The sequence below is a fragment of the Rhizobium sp. AN6A genome (assembly GCF_900215635.1).
Lineage (GTDB): Bacteria > Pseudomonadota > Alphaproteobacteria > Rhizobiales > Rhizobiaceae > Agrobacterium > Agrobacterium tumefaciens.
In genome coordinates, this window is record NZ_OCNC01000003.1 from 1,268,611 (window position 1) to 1,287,736 (window position 19,126).

The 19,126-nt window shown below is 58.4% G+C and carries 15 protein-coding genes; 6 read left to right on the forward strand and 9 right to left on the reverse strand.

The window, feature by feature from the left end; all coding sequences use genetic code 11:
• Positions 1-15: 15 nt before the first annotated feature.
• Positions 16-1,113: a DNA alkylation repair protein gene (locus CRO62_RS09790; protein WP_097100014.1), complete on the reverse strand. Its 1,098-nt coding sequence runs from the start codon at positions 1,111-1,113 to the stop codon at positions 16-18.
• A 318-nt stretch (positions 1,114-1,431) separates the two neighbouring features.
• Positions 1,432-2,868, reverse strand: a complete 1,437-nt coding sequence (locus tag CRO62_RS09795) for an NAD-dependent succinate-semialdehyde dehydrogenase (protein WP_097100015.1) — start codon at positions 2,866-2,868, stop codon at positions 1,432-1,434.
• Between the two features lie 623 nt (positions 2,869-3,491).
• Here CRO62_RS09795 and CRO62_RS09800 point away from each other — a divergent pair.
• From CRO62_RS09800 to CRO62_RS09815, 4 genes are all read left to right on the forward strand, one after another.
• The gene (locus tag CRO62_RS09800) at positions 3,492-3,998 is read left to right on the forward strand and encodes a molybdopterin-dependent oxidoreductase (protein ID WP_003511212.1); all 507 of its coding nucleotides are present in this window, start codon (positions 3,492-3,494) and stop codon (positions 3,996-3,998) included.
• Between the two features lie 21 nt (positions 3,999-4,019).
• Positions 4,020-5,942, forward strand: coding sequence for a putative bifunctional diguanylate cyclase/phosphodiesterase (locus CRO62_RS09805; RefSeq protein WP_236742517.1), 1,923 nt, complete (start codon positions 4,020-4,022; stop codon positions 5,940-5,942).
• A gap of 163 nt (positions 5,943-6,105) precedes the next feature.
• On the forward strand, positions 6,106-6,801 hold the full coding sequence (locus tag CRO62_RS09810) for an FkbM family methyltransferase (protein ID WP_097100452.1): 696 nt from the start codon (positions 6,106-6,108) through the stop codon (positions 6,799-6,801).
• Positions 6,802-7,136: 335 nt separating this feature from the next.
• The gene (locus tag CRO62_RS09815; protein WP_097100016.1) at positions 7,137-7,973 is read left to right on the forward strand and encodes an alpha/beta fold hydrolase; all 837 of its coding nucleotides are present in this window, start codon (positions 7,137-7,139) and stop codon (positions 7,971-7,973) included.
• Between the two features lie 55 nt (positions 7,974-8,028).
• Here the strand turns inward: CRO62_RS09815 and CRO62_RS09820 are convergent, their stop codons facing one another.
• The 7 genes from CRO62_RS09820 to CRO62_RS09850 form a co-directional block, all read right to left on the reverse strand.
• Entirely contained in the window at positions 8,029-9,411 is a 1,383-nt protein-coding gene (locus CRO62_RS09820; protein ID WP_097100017.1) for an FGGY-family carbohydrate kinase, read from the reverse strand.
• Complete coding sequence (gene rhaM / locus CRO62_RS09825; protein ID WP_097100018.1) at positions 9,408-9,731, reverse strand: L-rhamnose mutarotase; 324 nt, start codon at positions 9,729-9,731, stop codon at positions 9,408-9,410. The genes CRO62_RS09820 and rhaM overlap by 4 nt, the downstream gene beginning before the upstream one ends.
• 3 nt (positions 9,732-9,734) lie before the next feature.
• Positions 9,735-10,745: an ABC transporter permease gene (locus tag CRO62_RS09830; protein ID WP_003511205.1), complete on the reverse strand. Its 1,011-nt coding sequence runs from the start codon at positions 10,743-10,745 to the stop codon at positions 9,735-9,737.
• Complete coding sequence (locus CRO62_RS09835) at positions 10,742-11,743, reverse strand: ABC transporter permease (RefSeq protein ID WP_097100019.1); 1,002 nt, start codon at positions 11,741-11,743, stop codon at positions 10,742-10,744. The genes CRO62_RS09830 and CRO62_RS09835 overlap by 4 nt, the downstream gene beginning before the upstream one ends.
• Before the next feature lie 13 nt (positions 11,744-11,756).
• A complete protein-coding gene (locus CRO62_RS09840; RefSeq protein ID WP_179783953.1) occupies positions 11,757-13,292 on the reverse strand; it encodes a sugar ABC transporter ATP-binding protein in 1,536 nt (511 codons plus the stop codon).
• A gap of 209 nt (positions 13,293-13,501) precedes the next feature.
• The gene (rhaS, locus tag CRO62_RS09845; RefSeq protein ID WP_003511200.1) at positions 13,502-14,512 is read right to left on the reverse strand and encodes a rhamnose ABC transporter substrate-binding protein; all 1,011 of its coding nucleotides are present in this window, start codon (positions 14,510-14,512) and stop codon (positions 13,502-13,504) included.
• A gap of 48 nt (positions 14,513-14,560) precedes the next feature.
• Positions 14,561-15,391: a DeoR/GlpR family DNA-binding transcription regulator gene (locus CRO62_RS09850; RefSeq protein WP_003511198.1), complete on the reverse strand. Its 831-nt coding sequence runs from the start codon at positions 15,389-15,391 to the stop codon at positions 14,561-14,563.
• A 200-nt stretch (positions 15,392-15,591) separates the two neighbouring features.
• Here CRO62_RS09850 and CRO62_RS09855 point away from each other — a divergent pair, with 200 nt between their 5' ends.
• Positions 15,592-17,688, forward strand: a complete 2,097-nt coding sequence (locus tag CRO62_RS09855; RefSeq protein WP_097100020.1) for a bifunctional rhamnulose-1-phosphate aldolase/short-chain dehydrogenase — start codon at positions 15,592-15,594, stop codon at positions 17,686-17,688.
• Positions 17,689-17,788: 100 nt separating this feature from the next.
• Complete coding sequence (rhaI, locus tag CRO62_RS09860) at positions 17,789-19,081, forward strand: L-rhamnose catabolism isomerase (protein ID WP_003511194.1); 1,293 nt, start codon at positions 17,789-17,791, stop codon at positions 19,079-19,081.
• Positions 19,082-19,126 lie beyond the last annotated feature (45 nt).

The window sequence follows — 19,126 nt, forward strand, 5'->3', positions numbered from 1 at the left end:
ACGCTCTCGCCAGCCTCATATCAGCAGTTCGAAAGAGGCCTCGGCCGCCAGCCTGCCATTGACCATCAGGTCAACCTTGTGAACACCCGCATAGTGCTTGCGGGTGGTGAAATCACGCATGGCTCGGCTTATCGAGAGCGCGCATGTTTCGCCCGGCTGCAACTCGATTTCTTTCCACTTGAAGACTTTCGCGGAGGCGTCACTGTTTTTTTTCACGTAATGCACGGCATAATCGATCACCAGCTTCTGCGGGCTTTCTGCCGTCGAGGTGAAAGAAGCTGAAATCCGCACCGGATTACCAAGAGCGACCTTTTCAGGAGAAACCTGAAACGCGGAAAGTGCGATCTGAGCCTCCTTATGGGCGCCGAAATGGGCGAGTGCGGCAGCGTCGCCCTTCTTGACCAGAGTGCGCAAGGCCTGCCGCACGATCCAGCGTGTATGCGGGTTTTCCCTCGGCCATGTGTCGATGAGCGCCAGCACGAAAGCGGGATTGTCCTTGGTGATGTCGTTCAGATGATTGGCGACGGATTTGCGCACGTAAAGCGCCTCGTCGGCTTTCATGGCATCGAGGATACCGGTGACCGGTGAGGGATCATCGATCAGGGCTTTGAGCTGGAACGACCATGGCAGGCGCGGCCTGCAGCCTTCGCTCGCCAGCCTTCGCACATGCTCGTTGTCATGTCGCGACCATGTTTCCATCACTGCAAGTGTTCGGGCTAGATCCCTTTGCAGGAAATGGCGGATGGCAAATTCCGAGGAGCCGAAACGGGTGAAATATTGCAGCGCCTGCATGGAAAGATCGAAATCGTCGAGACCGTAAAGAGCCACATACTCCGGCAACGAAATGGATGCGAAACCGTTGCCTATCCCGGGTGCTGCGGCTGTCAGAATTTCGATGTTGCGGGCATAGTCGCCGGGAAGCGTGGCGTGCAGGCTGGTCGCCACCTGCCGCATGCGCTGCATGATGCCCAGCGCTTCGAGATTTGTCGTGGCAAGCGCCATGAAGGCGGGAACATCGAAAGGCGCATGAACGGCTTTGGTCTCATCGGCGATGTGTCGCAGTTTTTCGTAGTTGAAGATTTCTTTCAACGCAGGTGCCGCTGTCTCGCTCATATGACCTCTCAAAGTTCACTTTTTGTTCTTTTAGGGGATGATGAGGATGGAGGCAAGGGAAGGTGGTGCTACCGAAGAAAAGACATAGCAAATCTTGCTTCTTCACAGATCGACGAAGGCCTTTCACTCCGTCATTCCGGGCTTGATCCGGCATCCGGCCACTGCGCGCCTGCGCGGTGAATAGTCTTTTGCGGTCAATGACTTGATCGCGCTGGACCCCGGATCTAGTCCGGGGTGACGATGCGTGGAGATTCCGGGGTCGCCAAATTCAAGTTCAGGGCGGATATTGTCACCCGCCCCGAGTTTGCATCCAAAGCTTCAGCTCATCTGGCTGACGAATTTCGTCTCCAGATAGGCCTGAACCGCCTCCGAACCGCCTTCCGTGCCATAACCGGAATCCTTGATTCCGCCGAAGGGGACTTCGGGAAGCGCAAGGCCGTTGTGGTTGATGGTCAGCATGCCCGCCTCGACCTGGTGGCCGAGCGCATGCGCAGTCTTGACCGAGCTGGTAAAGGCGTAGGATGCAAGGCCGAAAGGCAGGCGGTTCGCTTCGTTGATGGCGTCGTCGAATGTCGAGAAGCGGTTGATGATGGCGACTGGACCGAAGGGCTCGTCGTTCATGATCTTGGCTGTCACGGGCACGTTGGCGAGCACCGTGGGCTCGAAGAAGTTGCCCTTGTTGCCGATTCGGCGGCCACCGGTCTTCAGTTCCGCGCCATGGGAAACGGCGTCGTTGATCAGACCTTCCAGCGCTGGGATGCGGCGCTCATTGGCGAGCGGCCCCATGACGACACCTTCTTCCAGGCCGTTGCCGACCTTGATCGCCTTCGTGGCTTCCACGAAACCTTCAAGGAAGCGATCCGCCACACCGTCCTGTACGAGGAAGCGGGTGGGAGCGACGCAGACCTGACCGGCATTGCGGAACTTGGCAAGCGAGGTCACCTCGATCGCTTTTTCGATATCGGCATCGTCAAAGATCATCACTGGCGCATGACCACCGAGTTCCATCGTGGCGCGCTTCATGTGCTTGCCGGCAAGGGCTGCCAGATGTTTGCCGATCGGCGTGGAGCCGGTGAAGGAAATCTTGCGGATGACCGGATGCGGGATCAGATATTCCGAAATCTCGGATGGCACGCCGTAAACGAGACCGATGACACCTGCCGGCACGCCCGCATCCACAAACGCTCGGATCAGTTCCGCCGGCGATGCCGGTGTTTCTTCCGGGGCCTTGACGATGATGGAGCAGCCCGTGGCAAGGGCAGCCGACAGCTTGCGGACGATCTGGTTGATCGGGAAGTTCCATGGCGTAAACGCCGCGACGGGACCAACCGGCAGCTTGATGGCAAGCTGGGAAACGCCAGTTGCGCGTGCCGGGATGACCTGGCCGTAGGTGCGACGTGCTTCTTCGGCGAACCAGTCGATCGTATCGGCGGCGCCCATGATCTCGGTTGCCGATTGCGACAGCGGCTTGCCCTGCTCGCGGGTCATTATATAGGCGATCTTGTCCTTGCGCTCACGCAGTATGTCGGCTGCCCTGCGCATGATCTTGGAACGCTCGAAAGGCGAGGTGTCGCGCCAGACCTTGAAGCCACGCTCGGCGGCGGCAAGTGCCAGATCGAGGTCCGCCTTTTCCGCATGGGCGATCGCGCCGATGATTTCGTCGGTCGCAGGGTCGGATACGGCGATCGTCTTGCCGGAAACGGCGTCTCGCCATTCGCCATCAATGAGAAGTTTGATGTCGGGATAGGTGTGCATAGGGACTACCTTCATGATGCGGCCGATACGGCAGGGTGCCGTCCGGCCCGGAGACGTGAACAGAGTTTTCCTGACCGGACTATGTCCGGTATCGCCGCTTTCGCTGCGCGGAACGGGCGTCTGGGCATTTCCGGCAAGCGGGAGCTGAAACGCCGGAAATGGAAATGACAGCTCTTATATTAAGTTGCGTACGGTATGTTTCAACCGTTCGCTCTGGCAATCGCCATGATTTTTCTGTGATGCGGAACTTGTCTCTCGGCTTCCTGTCTGACAGGCAGGCGGATGCCGAACGCGCGTTGGTCTTGTCCGGCGCGCGCGAATCATGTGTTGCTGTTTGTGAGCAAGCACGCATATGCCACAATTCGGCCTTTGTCGCACCAGACGGATTGATGGGAAGACATAGCTTGTAGTGTTGCTTGCGTCATAACAGGGCGTGAAGTGTAAAAAAGTACAATAAGACGGAAAAATTATCCAAACGGTTTACTCAAAACCTAGAGAAAATACGGATAAAATCTCACTAAGGATATAACATTCATTCCTGATATATATTGCGAGCGTCGGTTCCCTTGACCCTCAGAGGTTGGCGAAAACCCCTCGACCTGAACGCTAGATGGAGAAAGAGTATGAGTTTCGCCCGGGTACTTCTCAGTGCGTTTCTGTCGCTCATGTGGCTTTCCTGTGCCGAGGCCGGGACGATCGCCAAGCCGCAAGGCAAGCCGATATTGACCATCTCCGGAAACATCACCAACACCAATGCCGATGGCGCTGCGGTATTCGACCGCGACATGCTGGAGGGATTGGGCATGGTGACGGTGGAGACCACGACGCCCTGGCACGATGGCCGTGTTCGTTTTGACGGCGTGTCACTGGCAAAGTTGATGGATCTCGTCGGCGCAAAAGGCACCAGCGTAACGGCAGTTGCACTCAACGATTATGTGAGCACCATACCGGTTGAGGATTTTAAGAAATTTAACGTTATCCTCGCGATCAAGCTGGATGGCAACTACATGACAGTCCGCGAAAAGGGTCCGCTGTTTGTCATCTATCCCTATGATAGCGACCCGGAATTGCAGAAGCAGACCTATTATTCGCGGTCCGCATGGCAAGTTGCCAAATTGATAGTGGAATAAAGGTGCCGTTTGCGAAAACTTGTGGCGGTGATCATCTGTTGCTTCGTCCTGGCAACGGGCTATATCGCTTTCGTCATTGCCGAGCGTCAGACCGCTCTGCAGAAATTTGCCCGCTATAACGACTCGTGGGCGGTCAGTCAGACCGTGGCGGAATATCTCCGCCTTCAGAACAAACTGGCCGTTTTTGCGCTCAGTCCCGGTGTCATAGACCGGGACGAATTGCAGCTGCGCATGGACATCATGCTAAGCCGCCTGGAGCTGTTGAAGCAGGGTAACCTCGGCGCTTTCATCAATGAAAAACAGCAATGGCGGGATCTCGTAACCCGCCTTGACGCGGTTCTGGCCCGCCTGGAACAGCAGATGAACACCCTGGAGCCAAGGGATGTTCCGGATCTGCTCTCCGAGATGAGCTCGCTCGATGCGCCGATGACGACGCTGGCTTCGTCGTCGGTCGCCTATGACGTCAATCTGATCGATACGGCCCATGAGGACGTGCGCAAGCTGCATATCGTCTACACCGCGCTTGCGGGCGGATTGATCCTGTGCGGCATCGCGCTGGTGATATTGCTGCTTCGCCAGAACGATCTGTTGAACCGCGCGCAGAAAAGCATGCGCGGGCTGACGGACGACCTGCGCGCCGCCACGCTTGAATTGCAGGCCAAGAATGTCCGGCTGGAGCATGATGCCTATCATGATGCGCTGACGGGCCTGCCGAACCGCTCGCTGTTCCGGCAGGAACTGATCGAGCGGTTGCGCCGCTCCTTCGGTGGCAATGGAACGACGGCCATTCTTCTGCTTGATCTAGACGGGTTCAAGGACGTCAACGACACGCTTGGCCACGATTCGGGCGACGCCCTGCTTCAGGCCGTGGCACAGCGCCTTTCGGGGATCGGCGGTGATTACGACATGGTTTGCCGCCTAGGCGGCGATGAATTCGCTGTCGTGTCCGATGATCTCAATGAGGATACGGCGCGCCGTCTCGCCTCCAAGCTTATCGAGCAGATCAGCCGGACCTACCAGCTCGGCGAGCAGGAGGTGAAAATCGGCACCTGCATCGGCATCGCCATATCGCATGGTACCGTCGATGCGGATGAATTGTTCAAGCGCGCGGATCTGGCGCTTTATGAAGCCAAGGCCATCGGCCCTGGCCGGGCGAGTGTTTTCAAGGTCCGCATGCAGAAGCAGCTGACCGAAAAGAAATCCTTCGAGGCCGATCTGCAGACGGCGCTGCAGAACGACGAGATGGAGGTCTATTACCAGCCGCAGGTGGCGACGCAGACCCGCAAGCTTTGTGGCTTCGAGGCACTTTTGCGCTGGAAACATCCGGTGCGCGGCGATGTTCCGCCCAGCGTGTTCATCCCCGTTGCGGAAAGAACCGGCCTTATCCATTCGCTCGGAAAATGGGTGATGGAGACCGCCTGCCGCGAGGCGATGCGATGGGATGAGGACATGAAGGTGGCGGTCAATCTCTCGCCGGTTCAGTTCCACAGTACCAACCTCATTCAGAACGTGATGGGTGCGCTTGATAAAAGCGGGCTGGAGCCGAGCCGGCTCGAGCTTGAGATCACCGAATCGATCCTGCTGAACAAGAGCGACCAGACGATCAACACGCTGACGCGGCTGAAGGCCGTCGGCATCCAGATCGCCATGGACGATTTCGGCACTGGTTACTCCTCGCTTGCGAATTTGCGCGGCGTGCCGTTCGACAAGATCAAGATCGACCGGTCATTCCTGCGCGATATTACCAGCGACCGCGACGCGCTGGCGATCGTCGAATTCGTGGTCGGCGTTGGGCGCAGCCTCCGAATGACCACCATCGCCGAAGGCATCGAGACGGAGGAGCAATATGAGCTGGTCAAACGTCTGGGATGCGATCTGGTACAGGGCTATCTGATCAGCAGGCCGTTGCCGGCCAAGGAACTGGTGGCCTGGAGTTCCGTTTGAACGGGTTTGCTTTCGAACAGGGCAAGCCATGTTAAATTTCAGGGGATACATCGCTGCCAGCGAAAACCAATACCGGTTGTCGCACCGATACTGTAGAGCATTCGCGGTCTATGCGGGATCGTTCTGTTGACGAGACCGTGTTTTGAGAAAGGGCTTGGAAAACATGGAAATTCTGGACGTGCATGGAGTAGCCCTGCCTCTTTCTTCCGATGAGGTATCGCCCGTCATATGGCAGGCGCTGACCGACGGCAGCTATGAGGCGAAAGAGGCCCGCAGCGTCCTGAAAGCCATCAAGCCCGGCGACCGCGTATTGGAGCTGGGGTCCGGCATCGGCATCATAACCTCGATCATTGCCGGTATTAAGGATGTTTCCGTTTGGGCATTCGAGGCCAATCCGTCCACAGCGGCACTGGCGGAACGGGTGATCAAGGCAAATTGCCGTGGCAATGTCGTGTTTTCCCAAGGGCTTCTCACGGCTGACGAGCCGCGTACCTATCCCTTCTATGTCCGCAAGGATCTCTGGATGTCGTCCATGGACGAAAATCAGGGTCCTTATGAAAGGCGCATCGAAATCTCGTCCGAGAATATCGATGCGTTTGTCACCAGCCGGGGCATCACTGCGCTCGTGATGGATATCGAGGGCGCGGAACGCGATCTGCTCGGCAATGCCGAGCTTGCTGGCGTGGAACGGATATTCGTCGAGCTGCACGATCACCTTTATGGCCTCGAAGGTGTTCGCGACATCATGCAGGCACTGACCGCCAAGGGTTACGCCTATGATCCGCGCGGTTCACGCGGCCCTTGCGTGTTGTTTTCCAAGGACGACAGCCCGAGGGAATACGATTCCGACGTGGATTGAGAGTTCGAGCAACTTAGCGAGTTTCGTTTCCGGCGGTGTGCAGGCGCGGCCGCGCTCGCGCGCCGTTGACTGCAATTTAAAACGCAACTTACCCGGTTGGTTATTTCAATCCGTTTGCGTCTTCTGTCGCAACTTTTCGGTCGCGGTGCCGTTTAGCGCCGGTACCGGGGCGTAAGACAGCGGGCGGCACGGCCATTATTGCCAGATCAGCAATTCATTCAGAATTATTGTTGCAATTGTTGCGGGTGTTTTCCTGCGTCATCATCCCTCCATCAAACCGGCGCACAACATAGATCGCACCGGAAGATGCCAACGCAACCGAAGGAGAAACGATCATGGGCTTTGTTAAGACGACAGATGGAACAGACATCTTCTACAAGGACTGGGGCCCGAAGGATGCTCAGCCCATCGTGTTTCACCACGGCTGGCCACTCAGCTCCGACGACTGGGATGGACAGATGCTGTTTCTTCTCTCGAAAGGATATCGTGTCGTCGCCCATGATCGCCGTGGTCACGGCCGCTCCGCGCAGGTGTCCGAAGGTCACGACATGGACCATTATGCCGCAGACGCCTTTGCCGTTGCAGAAGCGCTGGACCTGAAAAATGCCGTGCATATCGGCCATTCCACCGGCGGTGGCGAAGTGGCACGTTATGTTGCCAGACACGGTGAACCCGCAGGCCGCGTTGCCAAGGCCGTTCTGGTTTCCGCCGTGCCGCCGCTGATGCTCAAGACCGAGGCCAACCCCGAGGGCCTGCCGATGGAGGTTTTTGACGGCTTCCGTTCAGCACTTGCCGCAAACCGCGCGCAGTTCTTCCGCGATGTGCCCTCTGGCCCGTTCTACGGCTTCAACCGTGATGGAGCGACCGGTCAGGAAGGCGTGATCCAGAACTGGTGGCGGCAGGGTATGATGGGCAGTGCCAAGGCGCATTACGATGGCATCAAGGCGTTCTCGGAAACCGACCAGACCGAAGACCTGAAGGCCATCAGCGTGCCCACACTCGTGCTGCACGGTGAAGATGACCAGATCGTGCCGATTGCGGACTCTGCGCTGAAATCGGTGAAGCTCCTGAAAAACGGTACGCTGAAGACCTATCCCGGCTTCTCGCACGGCATGCTGACCATCAATGCAGATGTGCTCAACGCCGATCTCTTGGCCTTCATCAAGGCCTGATCCTTTTGCAAAACGGAATGCGGCTGGATACCCGGCCGCATTTTGTCGTCTTGCGTCAAGCCAGGCGGGCCTGCCATTCGCTGCGATAGGCGGGAAGCCCTGCAATGGCATCGGGAGCGAAATGACGCTCGCGGCCGGCAAGTGGTTTGATACCGGTGAGGAGTGCTGCCCCGGTACTGGTGCCTGTGGAACCGCTGACGGCGATGACCTCAGTTTCGGCAAAACCTGCCAGCGCCTTGAGATAAAGCGCATTGCTGGCGAATGGCCCCTCGACCAGTATCGGGCCTTTCCGCCCGATGAGCGATAGACTGAACTCCGTCATCAGGGCGAGATAAAGCGCCGCTGCCGCGTGCCGTTCAGCAACCGTGGCATTGTCGTCGGCAATCCAGCGCGCTGTTTTGCCGGGGAAGGGGCCGGAACCGCTGACGACGCTGGGCAACAGCATCATGCCTCTTGTGAGCACGCCGCCGAGAGCGGCTTCGGTTTCTTCGTCCGGAGCAGGCCCGAATTGTTGCGTCAGCATTTCATATTCCCTGCCGCCCATGAAGCGGGAGGAGGGAACGTGACGCCCGAGGGCATCGACATTCAAAAGCGTATCACGGGCGGGATCCAGCGCCTCCGCCGTACCGCCGATGGCGAAATTCACCACCCAGGTGCCGGTGGAGACGACCGAAAAATCACCCTGCCGCCGCAGCAGATGCGGCAGGAGCGAGGCGTTGGAATCATGGATGCCGCAATAGACCGGTATATTGGCCGAAAGCCCGGTTTCATTCGCCACCGATTTGCGGACTGGCCCGAGTACATCGAAGGCGGAGCGCACCGGCGCCATCAATTGCGCAATGCCCAAGCGCTCGACCAGCGATGAAAACGCCTTCAGCCGCGGATTCCACAAGTCCGTATGGCAACCGAGCGAAGTCGTCTCGGTGGCCTGAACGCCGGTCAGCCGCCCCGCCCAATATTGCGCATAGGTGACGATGCTGCGCACCCCAGCGAATTCCTGCGGAAAGGCGGTTTTCTGGAAATGGATTTGTGCGCCAAGGTTCAATCCGGCTGGAAGCGAGGGCGAGCCGGTTTCAGCAAAATCTGGCCTGATGCGGAGATAGGCTTCCGCAACGCTTGCGGGGTAGCTGTGCTCGTAATCCAGCACAGGCATGGCAAGATCGCCGTTTTCGTCAAGAAGTGCGGCAGACGCGCCATGGGTCGTGATGGAAATAGCGTCGAAACCCGGCTCTTCCGCGAACCGCCGCAGAGAGGTGAGAATGAAGCTCCAGAGCATCTCCACATCGTAATGCGGATAAATGCCGTCGCGAAGGACGGGGTTGGAACGTCTGTCACCGGTTATCTCTTCGCCACTTCCGGTGTCGATGACAACGACCTTGGCATTGGTCTTGCCTATATCGATGACCGCGACGCGGCGTGGCTTTGTCATGTCATTCATGGCAGGTGGAACACCGTCACAAGGTCAGTCGCGACAGGCGAATTATCGGGATTGCTTTCCATGATGTCAGCCATATGCGCCCACCATTTCTTCATCACGGGATGCTCGGGCAATGCTGCCATGCCATGGTTCTTCCGGCGGGTCAGCACGCCGAACAGGATGTCGGTTTCCGGGTCGAGGTGGATGGAATAGTCGCTCACACCCGCTTCGTGCAGGAGAGCAACCAGTTCCGGCCATATCTCGTCATGGCGCCGCCTATATTCGGCTTGCTTGCCGGCGAAGAGTTTCATCTTGAAAGCGTGTTTCTCTAATTCCGGCATGGCTTAGCCTCTGATGGCGCGAAGGCGGCGCACAACGATGGGTATGGCGATGGTGATGATCAAAAGCAGGCCGACGAAGATCGACATGACGATGCCAGGCACGTTCAGAAGACCGAGGCCGAAGGTGACGAGGCCCATGACGAAGGCAGCGATGACGACGCCTGCAATGGTGCCGGAGCCGCCGAGAATGGACACCCCGCCGAGCACCACCATGGTCACGACTTCAAGCTCCCAGCCTTGAGCAATCGAGGGGCGGGTGGAACCGAGCCGCGAGGTGAGGCAGACGGCGGCGATGCCGCTCATCAGGCCGGTCAAAAGGAAGAGGATGAATTTCACTCGCTCGACGGGAATACCGGAAAAACGGGCGGCAAACGGATTGTTGCCGATGACATAGACCTGCCGGCCGAAATTTGTGGCGTGCAGCAGAATGGCGAAGATGACGGCCATTGCGAGGAAGAGGACGAATTCGAAGGAGATGACCGAGTACACGTAACCCTGACCGAAATAGGCGAAATCCGCCGGATATTTGCCATAGGCCTGATCACCCAGCACCATATAGGAAATACCGCGAAACAGGCTCATCGTACCGATGGTGACGACGATGGATGGCAGTTTCAGGCCAGCGACGAGAAAGCCGTTGAAAGCCCCGCAGAGTAGCCCGGTTCCGATGCCGATGGCGACGAGCCCCGGCGTGCCGACACCCATCTGCACCGCCGCACCCATTGCGGTGGAGGCGAGAGCGATGATGGCGGCGACTGAGAGATCAATCTCGCCGGCGATGATCAGAAGCGCCATCGCAAAGGCGATGATCGCCTTTTCGGTGAAGTTGAACGTCGCGTCGGACAGGTTCCAGGCATTGAGGAAATAGGGCGAGGCGAACGAATTGGCGATGAAGATGAGGATCGCGACGCCGAGCAGCAGCACTTCCCAGCTCGCCAGGAGACGGCGCAACGGCGTGCCGAGCTTGTCTGGAATGATGCGCGGCTTCTGCGCCGGTTGAGAATTCGTGCTCATGCTGCGGCCTCCTTGGCCTGATCGCTTGCCGCCCGGTCGCGCAGGATGATGCGCCCTTTTCGAGCTTCGGCGCGGGCGTTGAAGACGACGGCGAGCACGATAACCACGCCGGAAATCGCCATTTGCGCGAAGGGAGAAATGCCGATGACGGGCAGGGCGTTCTTGATGACGCCGAGAAACAGTGCGCCGAGCACAGCGCCTGCCACCGAGCCAATGCCGCCGGCAATGGAGATGCCGCCAATCACATTTGCCGCCACGCTATCGAGTTCGAAACCGGCGGCGATATCCACATAGGCAACGGCATAACGCGATACCCAGAGATAGCTCGCAAGTCCTGCCAGTGCACCCGACAGAACGAAAGCCAGAAAGCGTGTGCGGCCGACATCGATGCCTGCATAGACCGCAGCGCCCGGATTACCGCCGGAAGCGTAGGCGGAGCGGCCGAAAGAGGTGCGGCTGAGCACGAGCCAGGCGCCGGCGATGATATGGATGGCGACCCAGGATAAAACCGGCATGCCGAGGATCATGGTGCGCGGCACGTTGAGAAAAGTCGGCGAAAGCTGGTGCGCATTCACCCAGCCGCCGCCCGAAAGCACGAAGGCCATGCCGCGATAGATGGTGAGCGTGCCGAGCGTGACGACGATGGGCGGAATGCCGAGCCACCAGACCAACACGCCGTTGATTGACCCCAGAAACGCGCCGATGCCGACCGCCATGGCGATGAGAAGCGGCAGTGGAATTCCCGGAAAGGCGGCATTGGTCATCGCCACCGCCATGCCGGTGAAGGCAAGGTTAGCGGCAACCGAAAGATCGATGGATTTGGTCAGAATGACCGCCATCTGGCCAAGCGCCAGGATGATGAGGATGGAGGTATCGTTGAAGATATTGACGAGATTGGCCGGCTTACCGAACCCGGGCGCGCGCAGCGCAAAGCCTGCGATCATGATGACGATGATGCCCGCCAGCAGCCATTCGCGATTTTTGAGAAAACGTTGCATGGTTTTGCCCCTCTCAGGCGTTGCCGGTGGCGGCGCGCACCAGCTTTTCCGGAGAAAAATCGGCGCGTTCGAACAGACCTGCCATCAGGCCTTCGCGCATGACGATGGCGCGGTCGGACATGCCGAGAATTTCGGGAAGTTCGGATGAAATCATGATGATGGAGAGACCTTCGGCCGCAAGCTCGCTGATGAAGCCGTGCACGGCGGCCTTCGAGCCGATATCGATGCCCTTGGTGGGTTCATCGAGAATAATGACTTTCGGCTGCGTGGCGAGCCATTTGCCGATCACCACCTTCTGCTGGTTGCCGCCGGAAAGCGTGCCGACAGGCACGGACAGGGCGGCGGCGCGCAGGTCGAGACGGGAGGCATATTTGCGCGCCAGAGCAAATTCGTTTGCGGCGGCGAGAAAGCCTTTGCGAGAGGTGCGGGCAAGAGAGGGCAGCGACATGTTCTGGTAGATCGGCATGTCCAGCGCCAGCCCATGGCGTCCGCGCTCTTCCGGCACATAAACGATGCCGGCGCGGATCGCATCCTCCGGCGAACGGATAACGAGCGGTTCGCCATTGAGCGTAATCTGTCCTGAGGCCGGGCGGGTGATGCCGAAAAGCGACTGGCACAGTTCCGACCGCCCGGCACCGATCAGCCCGTAAAGACCAAGAATTTCGCCTCTGCGCAGATCGAGAGAAATATCGCGAAATTCTGTCTGGTGTGAATAATTGCGGACTGACAGAACCGTCGGGCCGAGTGTGACCGCCTGTTTCGGAAAGGCGTTCGTGACGTCGCGACCAACCATCAGGCGCACGATCTCGTCCTGCGGTGTAGCCGCAAGATTACCCGCGCCGACCATCTTGCCGTCCCGGAATACGGCGTAATTTTCAGCGATTTCATAGACTTCGTCGAACTTGTGGCTGATGAAGAGGATGGCCTTGCCCTGCCGCTTCAGGTTTTCAACGATGCGGAACAGATCGTCTATTTCCTTGCGGGAAAGGGCGGCTGTCGGTTCGTCCATGATGACGATCCGTGCCTCGACGGAAAGCGCTCTGGCGATTGCCACGAGGTGGCGCTGCGCGATGGAAAGGTCCTTCAGCCGAATGGACGGATCGATGGTGCTTTCGAGCTGTTCAAGCAGGACCCCGGCGCGCGCATTGATGGTCTTCCAGTCAATGAGGCCGAAACGGCCTTTGGGCGCATGACCGAGGAAGATGTTTTCGCCCACGGAAAGCTCATCGAAAAGCACGGTCTCCTGGTGAATGGCTGTCACGCCGGCATCGATGGCATCCTGTGCGCCGTGAAAGGTGACGGGCCGGCCATCGAGAAGGATTTCCCCTTCATTCGGGCGGTAGATGCCGGTGAGAATTTTGACGAGCGTGGATTTTCCAGCACCGTTCTCGCCGATCAGCGCCGTGACCTTGCCGGGATAAAGCGCGATATCGACGCCATCCAGTGCCTTCACACCGGGGAATATCTGGCTGATGCCGCGCATTTCCAGAATGGGCGTCGCGCTGGAAGTCTCGGTAACGTCTAAGATTTTGGTTTCAGCACGCATCATTCCGTCTTACCGGTTGGTTTTGAGTGAAGCGGCGAGAGGCACCCCCCTCTGCCCTGCCGGGCATCTCCCCCACAAGGGGGGAGATCGGCAAGCGGATAACACCCTGCCTATGGAACGAGCGGGTGCGGCATATCGATCTCCCCCCTTGTGGGGGAGATGCCCGGCAGGACAGAGGGGGTTAGCCTCCGCACTGCCGGAAATTATTCAGATCAGAAAATCTTAGAGAACTGATCGATGTTCTTGGCGTCATAAATGAAGGGATCGGCCATGGCCGCTTCGCTATTTTCGCCGACCTTGATCTTGCCCATGCGGCCGGCTTCGATTTCCGAGCCCGGCTTGCCGTCGGCTTCGCCCTTCACAAGGCGGTAGGCAATCTGGGTGGCGGAATAACCGAGGTCGATCGGGTTCCAGATGGCGAATTCCTTGGTTGCGCCTGATTTGATGGCGCCAGCCATCTCCGAGGGAAGGCCAAGGCCCGTCACAAAGACCTTGCCGATCTTGCCCGCATCCTTCACGGCCTGAGAAGCCGCAAGAACGCCAACCGTCGTCGGTGCGACGATGACCTTCACATCAGGATGGGAGGAAAGCAGTCCCTGTGCTTCGCGGTAGCTCTTGTCGGCAAGGTCGTCACCATAAACGGTGGTAACGAGGTTGAGGCCGGGGAAGTCCTTCAGCTGCTTCTTCATCTCATCGATCCAGATATTCTGGTTCGTGGAGGTGGTGGTGGCCGAAAGGATGGCGAAATCGCCCTTGCCGCCTTCCAGGTGCGATGCGGCAAGCTGCAGGCACATCTTGCCGATCAGCGCGTTGGACGAGGGGTTGAGCTGCAGAATGCGGCCTTCAGGTGCCACGCCGGAATCCCAGGAGATGACCTTGATGCCGCGCTGCGCCGCCTTTTTCAGCGCCGGAACCACGGCGTCCGGGTCATTGGCGGAAATGGCGATGGCATCCACACCCTGCGCGATCAGCGAATTGATGACCTCGATCTGGCCTTCCGCCGTTGTGCTGGTCGGGCCTGTATAGATGATCTCGACACCGCCGAGGTCTTTTGCAGCCTCCTGCGCGCCCTTGTTGGCGGCTTCGAAAAAGCCGTTGCCAAGTGATTTGACCACCAGCGCGATCTTCACATCGGCTGCCTGGGCAACGCCGCCAAGGCCCGCGACGGAGAGCGCCGCGCTAAGTGCCAGGACGCTCGTCAATGTTCTGCGTGTAAGTTTCATGTTCCTTTTCCTCCCGTTTTTGAACCTGTTCCTCTCTTCGGTGCTTCCTCAAGCGACCGAAGAGGAATCCTCCTCATCAGGCGGGTTGGCTATCTTGCCATCCCCCGCTGCGCCGGCGATCAGCAATTCGACGCCGGCATTTTCAACCATCCGCGCCGCCTCATCCGAAATCCCGTCATCGGTGATGATGGTCGAGACGTTTTCGAGTGGGCATAAAATCAGGCTGGATCGTTTTTTGAATTTCGAGGAATCGACCATCACGATCAGCTCTTCCGCCTGCCGCATCAGCTTCTGCTCGCTCTGGATCACCAGCGCGTCCGATTCCATGATGCCGAGTGCGCCGATACCCTGCGCGCCGAGAAAAATTCGTCTTGCGTAAAAATTGCGGATGGCATCGTTTTCGAAGGGCGACAGGATAAGGCTTTGATCGCGATAGATCGCGCCACCCGGCACGCTGACATTGCACTTGGAATGTTTGACCAGATGCTCCGCAATCGCGAAGGAATTGGTCATAACCTGCAGCCGTCGCGCCGCCATGTAGTGCACCATCTGGAATGTGGTCGTGCCGCCATTCAGGATGATCGCATCACCATCATTACAGAGATCAACAGCTTTGCGCGCAATTGCGCGTTTCTTGTCGATGTTGACCGATTCGGACACGCGGAACGGCCGCGCGGCCAGATTGCCCAACTGCGGTGGATGCACCGCTTCGGCACCGCCACGCACGCGCCGCAACTTTCCCTGAACATGCAGGGACGCAATATCCCGGCGGATCGTTGCTTCCGACGCATCCGTCAGTTCGGCAATATCCTGCACCGTCACGACAGCTTTTTCCTGTGTGGCGCTCAAGATGATGCGATGGCGTTCGCGTTCGTGCATGTGGTCCTCCTGATTGTGATTATTCGCAATCTCGTTACGTTGTCAATCAAGAACGATCAAATTAATCAATATCGCGCTGCAACATGAAAATTTATGATCGTTTTTGATTGACATTATGCTTTTGTATGCGCGATATCTGCCGTCAACGGAGGCGGGCCGATATCGGCACCGCGAATGCAGACTTGACTTGGGAGGAAGACATGACGGGAAAATCCCGCCTTCTCGAAAGCCGTTGGGACGATGCCTATGCCAAAACGCTCGATGAGCCTGGCAAGCTGCTTTATCGCTCCAATCTGCTTGGCGCCGACAAGCGCATCACCAATTACGGCGGCGGAAACACATCCGCGAAGGTGCTTGAAACCGATCCGCTGACGGGCGAGAAAGTCCGCGTCATGTGGGTGAAAGGATCCGGCGGCGATGTCGGCACCATCAAGCTCGATGGCTTTGCGACGCTTTATCTCGACAAGCTGGAAGCGCTAAAGGGCATTTACAAGGGTGTCGAGGACGAGGACCGCATGGTCGGCTTCCTGCCGCATTGCACCTTCAACCTCAACCCACGCGCCGCCTCTATCGATACGCCGCTGCACGGTTTCGTGCCTTTTGATCATGTCGATCATATGCATCCGGATGCGATCATCGCGATTGCCGCCTCCAAAAATTCGAAAGAACTGACGCAGCAGATCTTTGGTGATGACATCGGCTGGCTTCCCTGGCGTCGTCCTGGTTTCCAGCTTGGTCTCGATCTCGAGGCTTTCGTAAAAGCCAACCCCGAGGCCAAGGGCGTTGTGCTGGAAAGCCACGGTCTGTTCACCTGGGATAACGACGCCAAGACATGTTACGAACTGACGCTCGCCATCATCAACAAGGCGATCGAATGGTTTGCAGCCAAGACCGAAGGCAAGACGATTTTCGGCGGTGCCGTTGCCAGGAGCCTGCCAATTGCTGAACGCCGCGCGATTGCTGCGAGGTTGATGCCGGAAATCCGTGGTCGGATCGGCCGCAAGGAGCGCAAGCTCGGCCATTTCGATGATCAGGACGCGGTTCTGGAATTCGTCAATTCGAAGGATCTGAAGCCGCTCGGAAATCTCGGCACCTCCTGCCCGGATCATTTCCTGCGCACGAAAATCCGCCCGCTGATCCTCGACCTCGATACGGCAAATCCTGATGTGGATGCGCTGACAGCCGGTCTCGACAAGGCGCTAGAGGCCTACCGCGCCGACTACGTCAGATATTATGAAGCGTGCCGCCACAACAATTCGCCTGATATGCGCGATCCGAACCCGGTGATTTTCCTGATCCCCGGCGTCGGCATGCTGTCCTTCGCCAAGGACAAGGCGACCGCCCGTATCGCCGGTGAATTTTACGTCAACGCCATCAACGTCATGCGCGGCGCTTCCACCGTGTCCGAATATCAGGGTCTTCCCGAACAGGAAGCCTTCGATATCGAATATTGGCTGCTGGAAGAGGCAAAGCTCCAGCGCATGCCGAAGCCGAAAAGTCTTGCAGGACGCGTAGCCTTTGTCACCGGCGGCGCCGGCGGCATCGGCCGGGCGACGGCGGAAAGGCTGGCAGCGGAGGGCGCCTGCATTGTTCTCGCCGATATTGACGAGGCGGCGCTGGAAGCGGCCAAGGGCGATTTCGCGAAGCGCTACAGTGCTGATGCGGTGCGCAGCGTCAAGCTGGATGTGACGCAGGAAGACGCTGTCATTTCCGCCTTTGCGGAAGCGAGCGTGGAATTTGGCGGCGTGGATATTCTCGTCTCCAATGCCGGCATCGCCTCGTCTGCACCGGTGGAAGACACGACGCTTGCCATGTGGAACAAGAATATCGATATTCTCGCGACGGGTTATTTCCTCGTGTCGCGGGAAGCATTCCGGCTGCTGCGGCGGCAGAACCTCGGCGGCAACGTGGTGTTCGTCGCCTCGAAGAACGGTCTTGCCTCTTCGCCCAATGCTTCTGCCTATTGCACGGCTAAGGCGGCGGAAATCCATCTTGCCCGTTGCCTTGCTCTGGAAGGGGCGGAAGCCGGCATTCGCGTCAACACCGTCAATCCCGATGCCGTTCTGCGCGGTTCGAAGATATGGAACGGCGAGTGGCGCGAGCAGCGCGCGGCCTCGTCCAAGATCGAGGTGACCGATCTGGAGGAACATTACCGCAAGCGCTCGATGCTGAAGCTCAACGTGTTCCCGGAAGACATCGCCGAAGCGATCTACTTCCTGGCGTCCGACGCGTCGGCCAAATCAACCGGCAATATCATCAATGTCGATGCCGGCAATGCGCAGAGCTTTACGCGGTAGGAATTTCGGCACGTCTCACCTCCGTCCTTCCGGCTTAAGGCCGAAATGACGGAGGTGGCGATGATCGAGCATGCACTGGACCGATTCCGGGGAGGAAGAGATGACCGACACCAAAATCGCCGCCGATGTGATCGCGGCCGAAAACGACAAGCGCGCCGCCGCGCTGAAGGATGACTATGACGCGCTGGGCAACCAGCTTGCGCGCCGCAACATCGATATCGATGCTGTCACCGCCAAGGTCGCGGAATTCTTCGTCGCTGTTCCATCCTGGGGCGTCGGCACCGGCGGCACCCGTTTCGCCCGCTTTCCGGGCGAAGGCGAGCCGCGCGGCATTTTTGACAAGCTGGATGATTGCGCCGTCATCAACCAGCTGACACGGGCGACGCCGAATGTCTCCCTGCATATTCCGTGGGACAAGCAGGACCCGAAGCGTTTGAAGGACCATGCCGACACGCTGGGTCTCGGCTTCGACGCCATGAATTCCAATACCTTCTCGGATGCACCGGATCAGAGCCATTCCTACAAATACGGTTCGCTCAGCCACACCGATGCCGCAACGCGGGGCCAAGCCGTCGAGCACAACATCGAATGTATCGAGATCGGTAAAGCCATTGGTTCCAAGGCGCTGACGGTGTGGGTGGGCGATGGTTCCAACTTCCCCGGCCAGAGCAATTTCACCAGAAGTTTCGAGCGCTATCTCGCCGCCATGGCCGATATCTACAAGGCGCTGCCGGATGACTGGCGCATCTTTTCCGAACACAAGATGTTCGAGCCGGCTTTCTATTCCACCGTCGTGCAGGATTGGGGCACCAACTACCTCATCGCCAATACGCTCGGTGAAAAGGCTTTCTGCCTCGTCGATCTCGGCCACCATGCGCCGAACACCAATATCGAGATGATCGTCTCCCGGCTCATCCAGTTCGGCAAGCTCGGTGGTTTCCACTTCAACGATTCGAAATATGGCGATGACGATCTGGATGCCGGCTCCATCGAGCCTTACCGCCTGTTCCTCGTCTTCAACGAGCTGGTAGATGCCGAACATCGTGGCGTGAAGGGCTTCCATCCCGCCCATATGATCGACCAGTCGCACAATGTGACCGACCCAATCGAAAGCCTGATTTCCAGCGCCAACGAAATCCGTCGCGCCTATGCGCAGGCGCTGCTGGTGGATCGCGCGGCTCTCGACGGTTACCAGCAGGACAACGATGCGTTGATGGCCTCCGATACGCTGAAACGGGCCTATCGCACCGATGTCGAGCCGGTTCTCGCCAAGGCAAGGCAACTGGCGGGCGGCGCGATCGATCCTGTTGCCACCTACCGGGCGAGTGGTTATCGCAAACGGGTTGCGGCGGAACGCCCGGCTTCGGTCGGTGGCAGCGGCGGGATTGTTTAGGGGGTGGGGTTTGAGGGGATAGGCGGAGAAGCCGAGCCTGCTTAC

Coding starts and splice junctions, on each gene's coding strand:
- CRO62_RS09820 (WP_097100017.1), bottom strand. CDS start 9,411: ATGAATGACATGACAAAGCCACGCCGCGTCGCGGTCATCGATATAGGC.
- CRO62_RS09850 (WP_003511198.1), bottom strand. CDS start 15,391: ATGCACGAACGCGAACGCCATCGCATCATCTTGAGCGCCACACAGGAA.
- rhaS (WP_003511200.1), bottom strand. CDS start 14,512: ATGAAACTTACACGCAGAACATTGACGAGCGTCCTGGCACTTAGCGCG.
- CRO62_RS09835 (WP_097100019.1), bottom strand. CDS start 11,743: ATGCAACGTTTTCTCAAAAATCGCGAATGGCTGCTGGCGGGCATCATC.
- rhaM (WP_097100018.1), bottom strand. CDS start 9,731: ATGCCGGAATTAGAGAAACACGCTTTCAAGATGAAACTCTTCGCCGGC.
- CRO62_RS09815 (WP_097100016.1), top strand. CDS start 7,137: ATGGGCTTTGTTAAGACGACAGATGGAACAGACATCTTCTACAAGGAC.
- CRO62_RS09840 (WP_179783953.1), bottom strand. CDS start 13,292: ATGATGCGTGCTGAAACCAAAATCTTAGACGTTACCGAGACTTCCAGC.
- rhaI (WP_003511194.1), top strand. CDS start 17,789: ATGACCGACACCAAAATCGCCGCCGATGTGATCGCGGCCGAAAACGAC.
- CRO62_RS09790 (WP_097100014.1), bottom strand. CDS start 1,113: ATGAGCGAGACAGCGGCACCTGCGTTGAAAGAAATCTTCAACTACGAA.
- CRO62_RS09810 (WP_097100452.1), top strand. CDS start 6,106: ATGGAAATTCTGGACGTGCATGGAGTAGCCCTGCCTCTTTCTTCCGAT.
- CRO62_RS09795 (WP_097100015.1), bottom strand. CDS start 2,868: ATGCACACCTATCCCGACATCAAACTTCTCATTGATGGCGAATGGCGA.
- CRO62_RS09830 (WP_003511205.1), bottom strand. CDS start 10,745: ATGAGCACGAATTCTCAACCGGCGCAGAAGCCGCGCATCATTCCAGAC.
- CRO62_RS09800 (WP_003511212.1), top strand. CDS start 3,492: ATGAGTTTCGCCCGGGTACTTCTCAGTGCGTTTCTGTCGCTCATGTGG.
- CRO62_RS09855 (WP_097100020.1), top strand. CDS start 15,592: ATGACGGGAAAATCCCGCCTTCTCGAAAGCCGTTGGGACGATGCCTAT.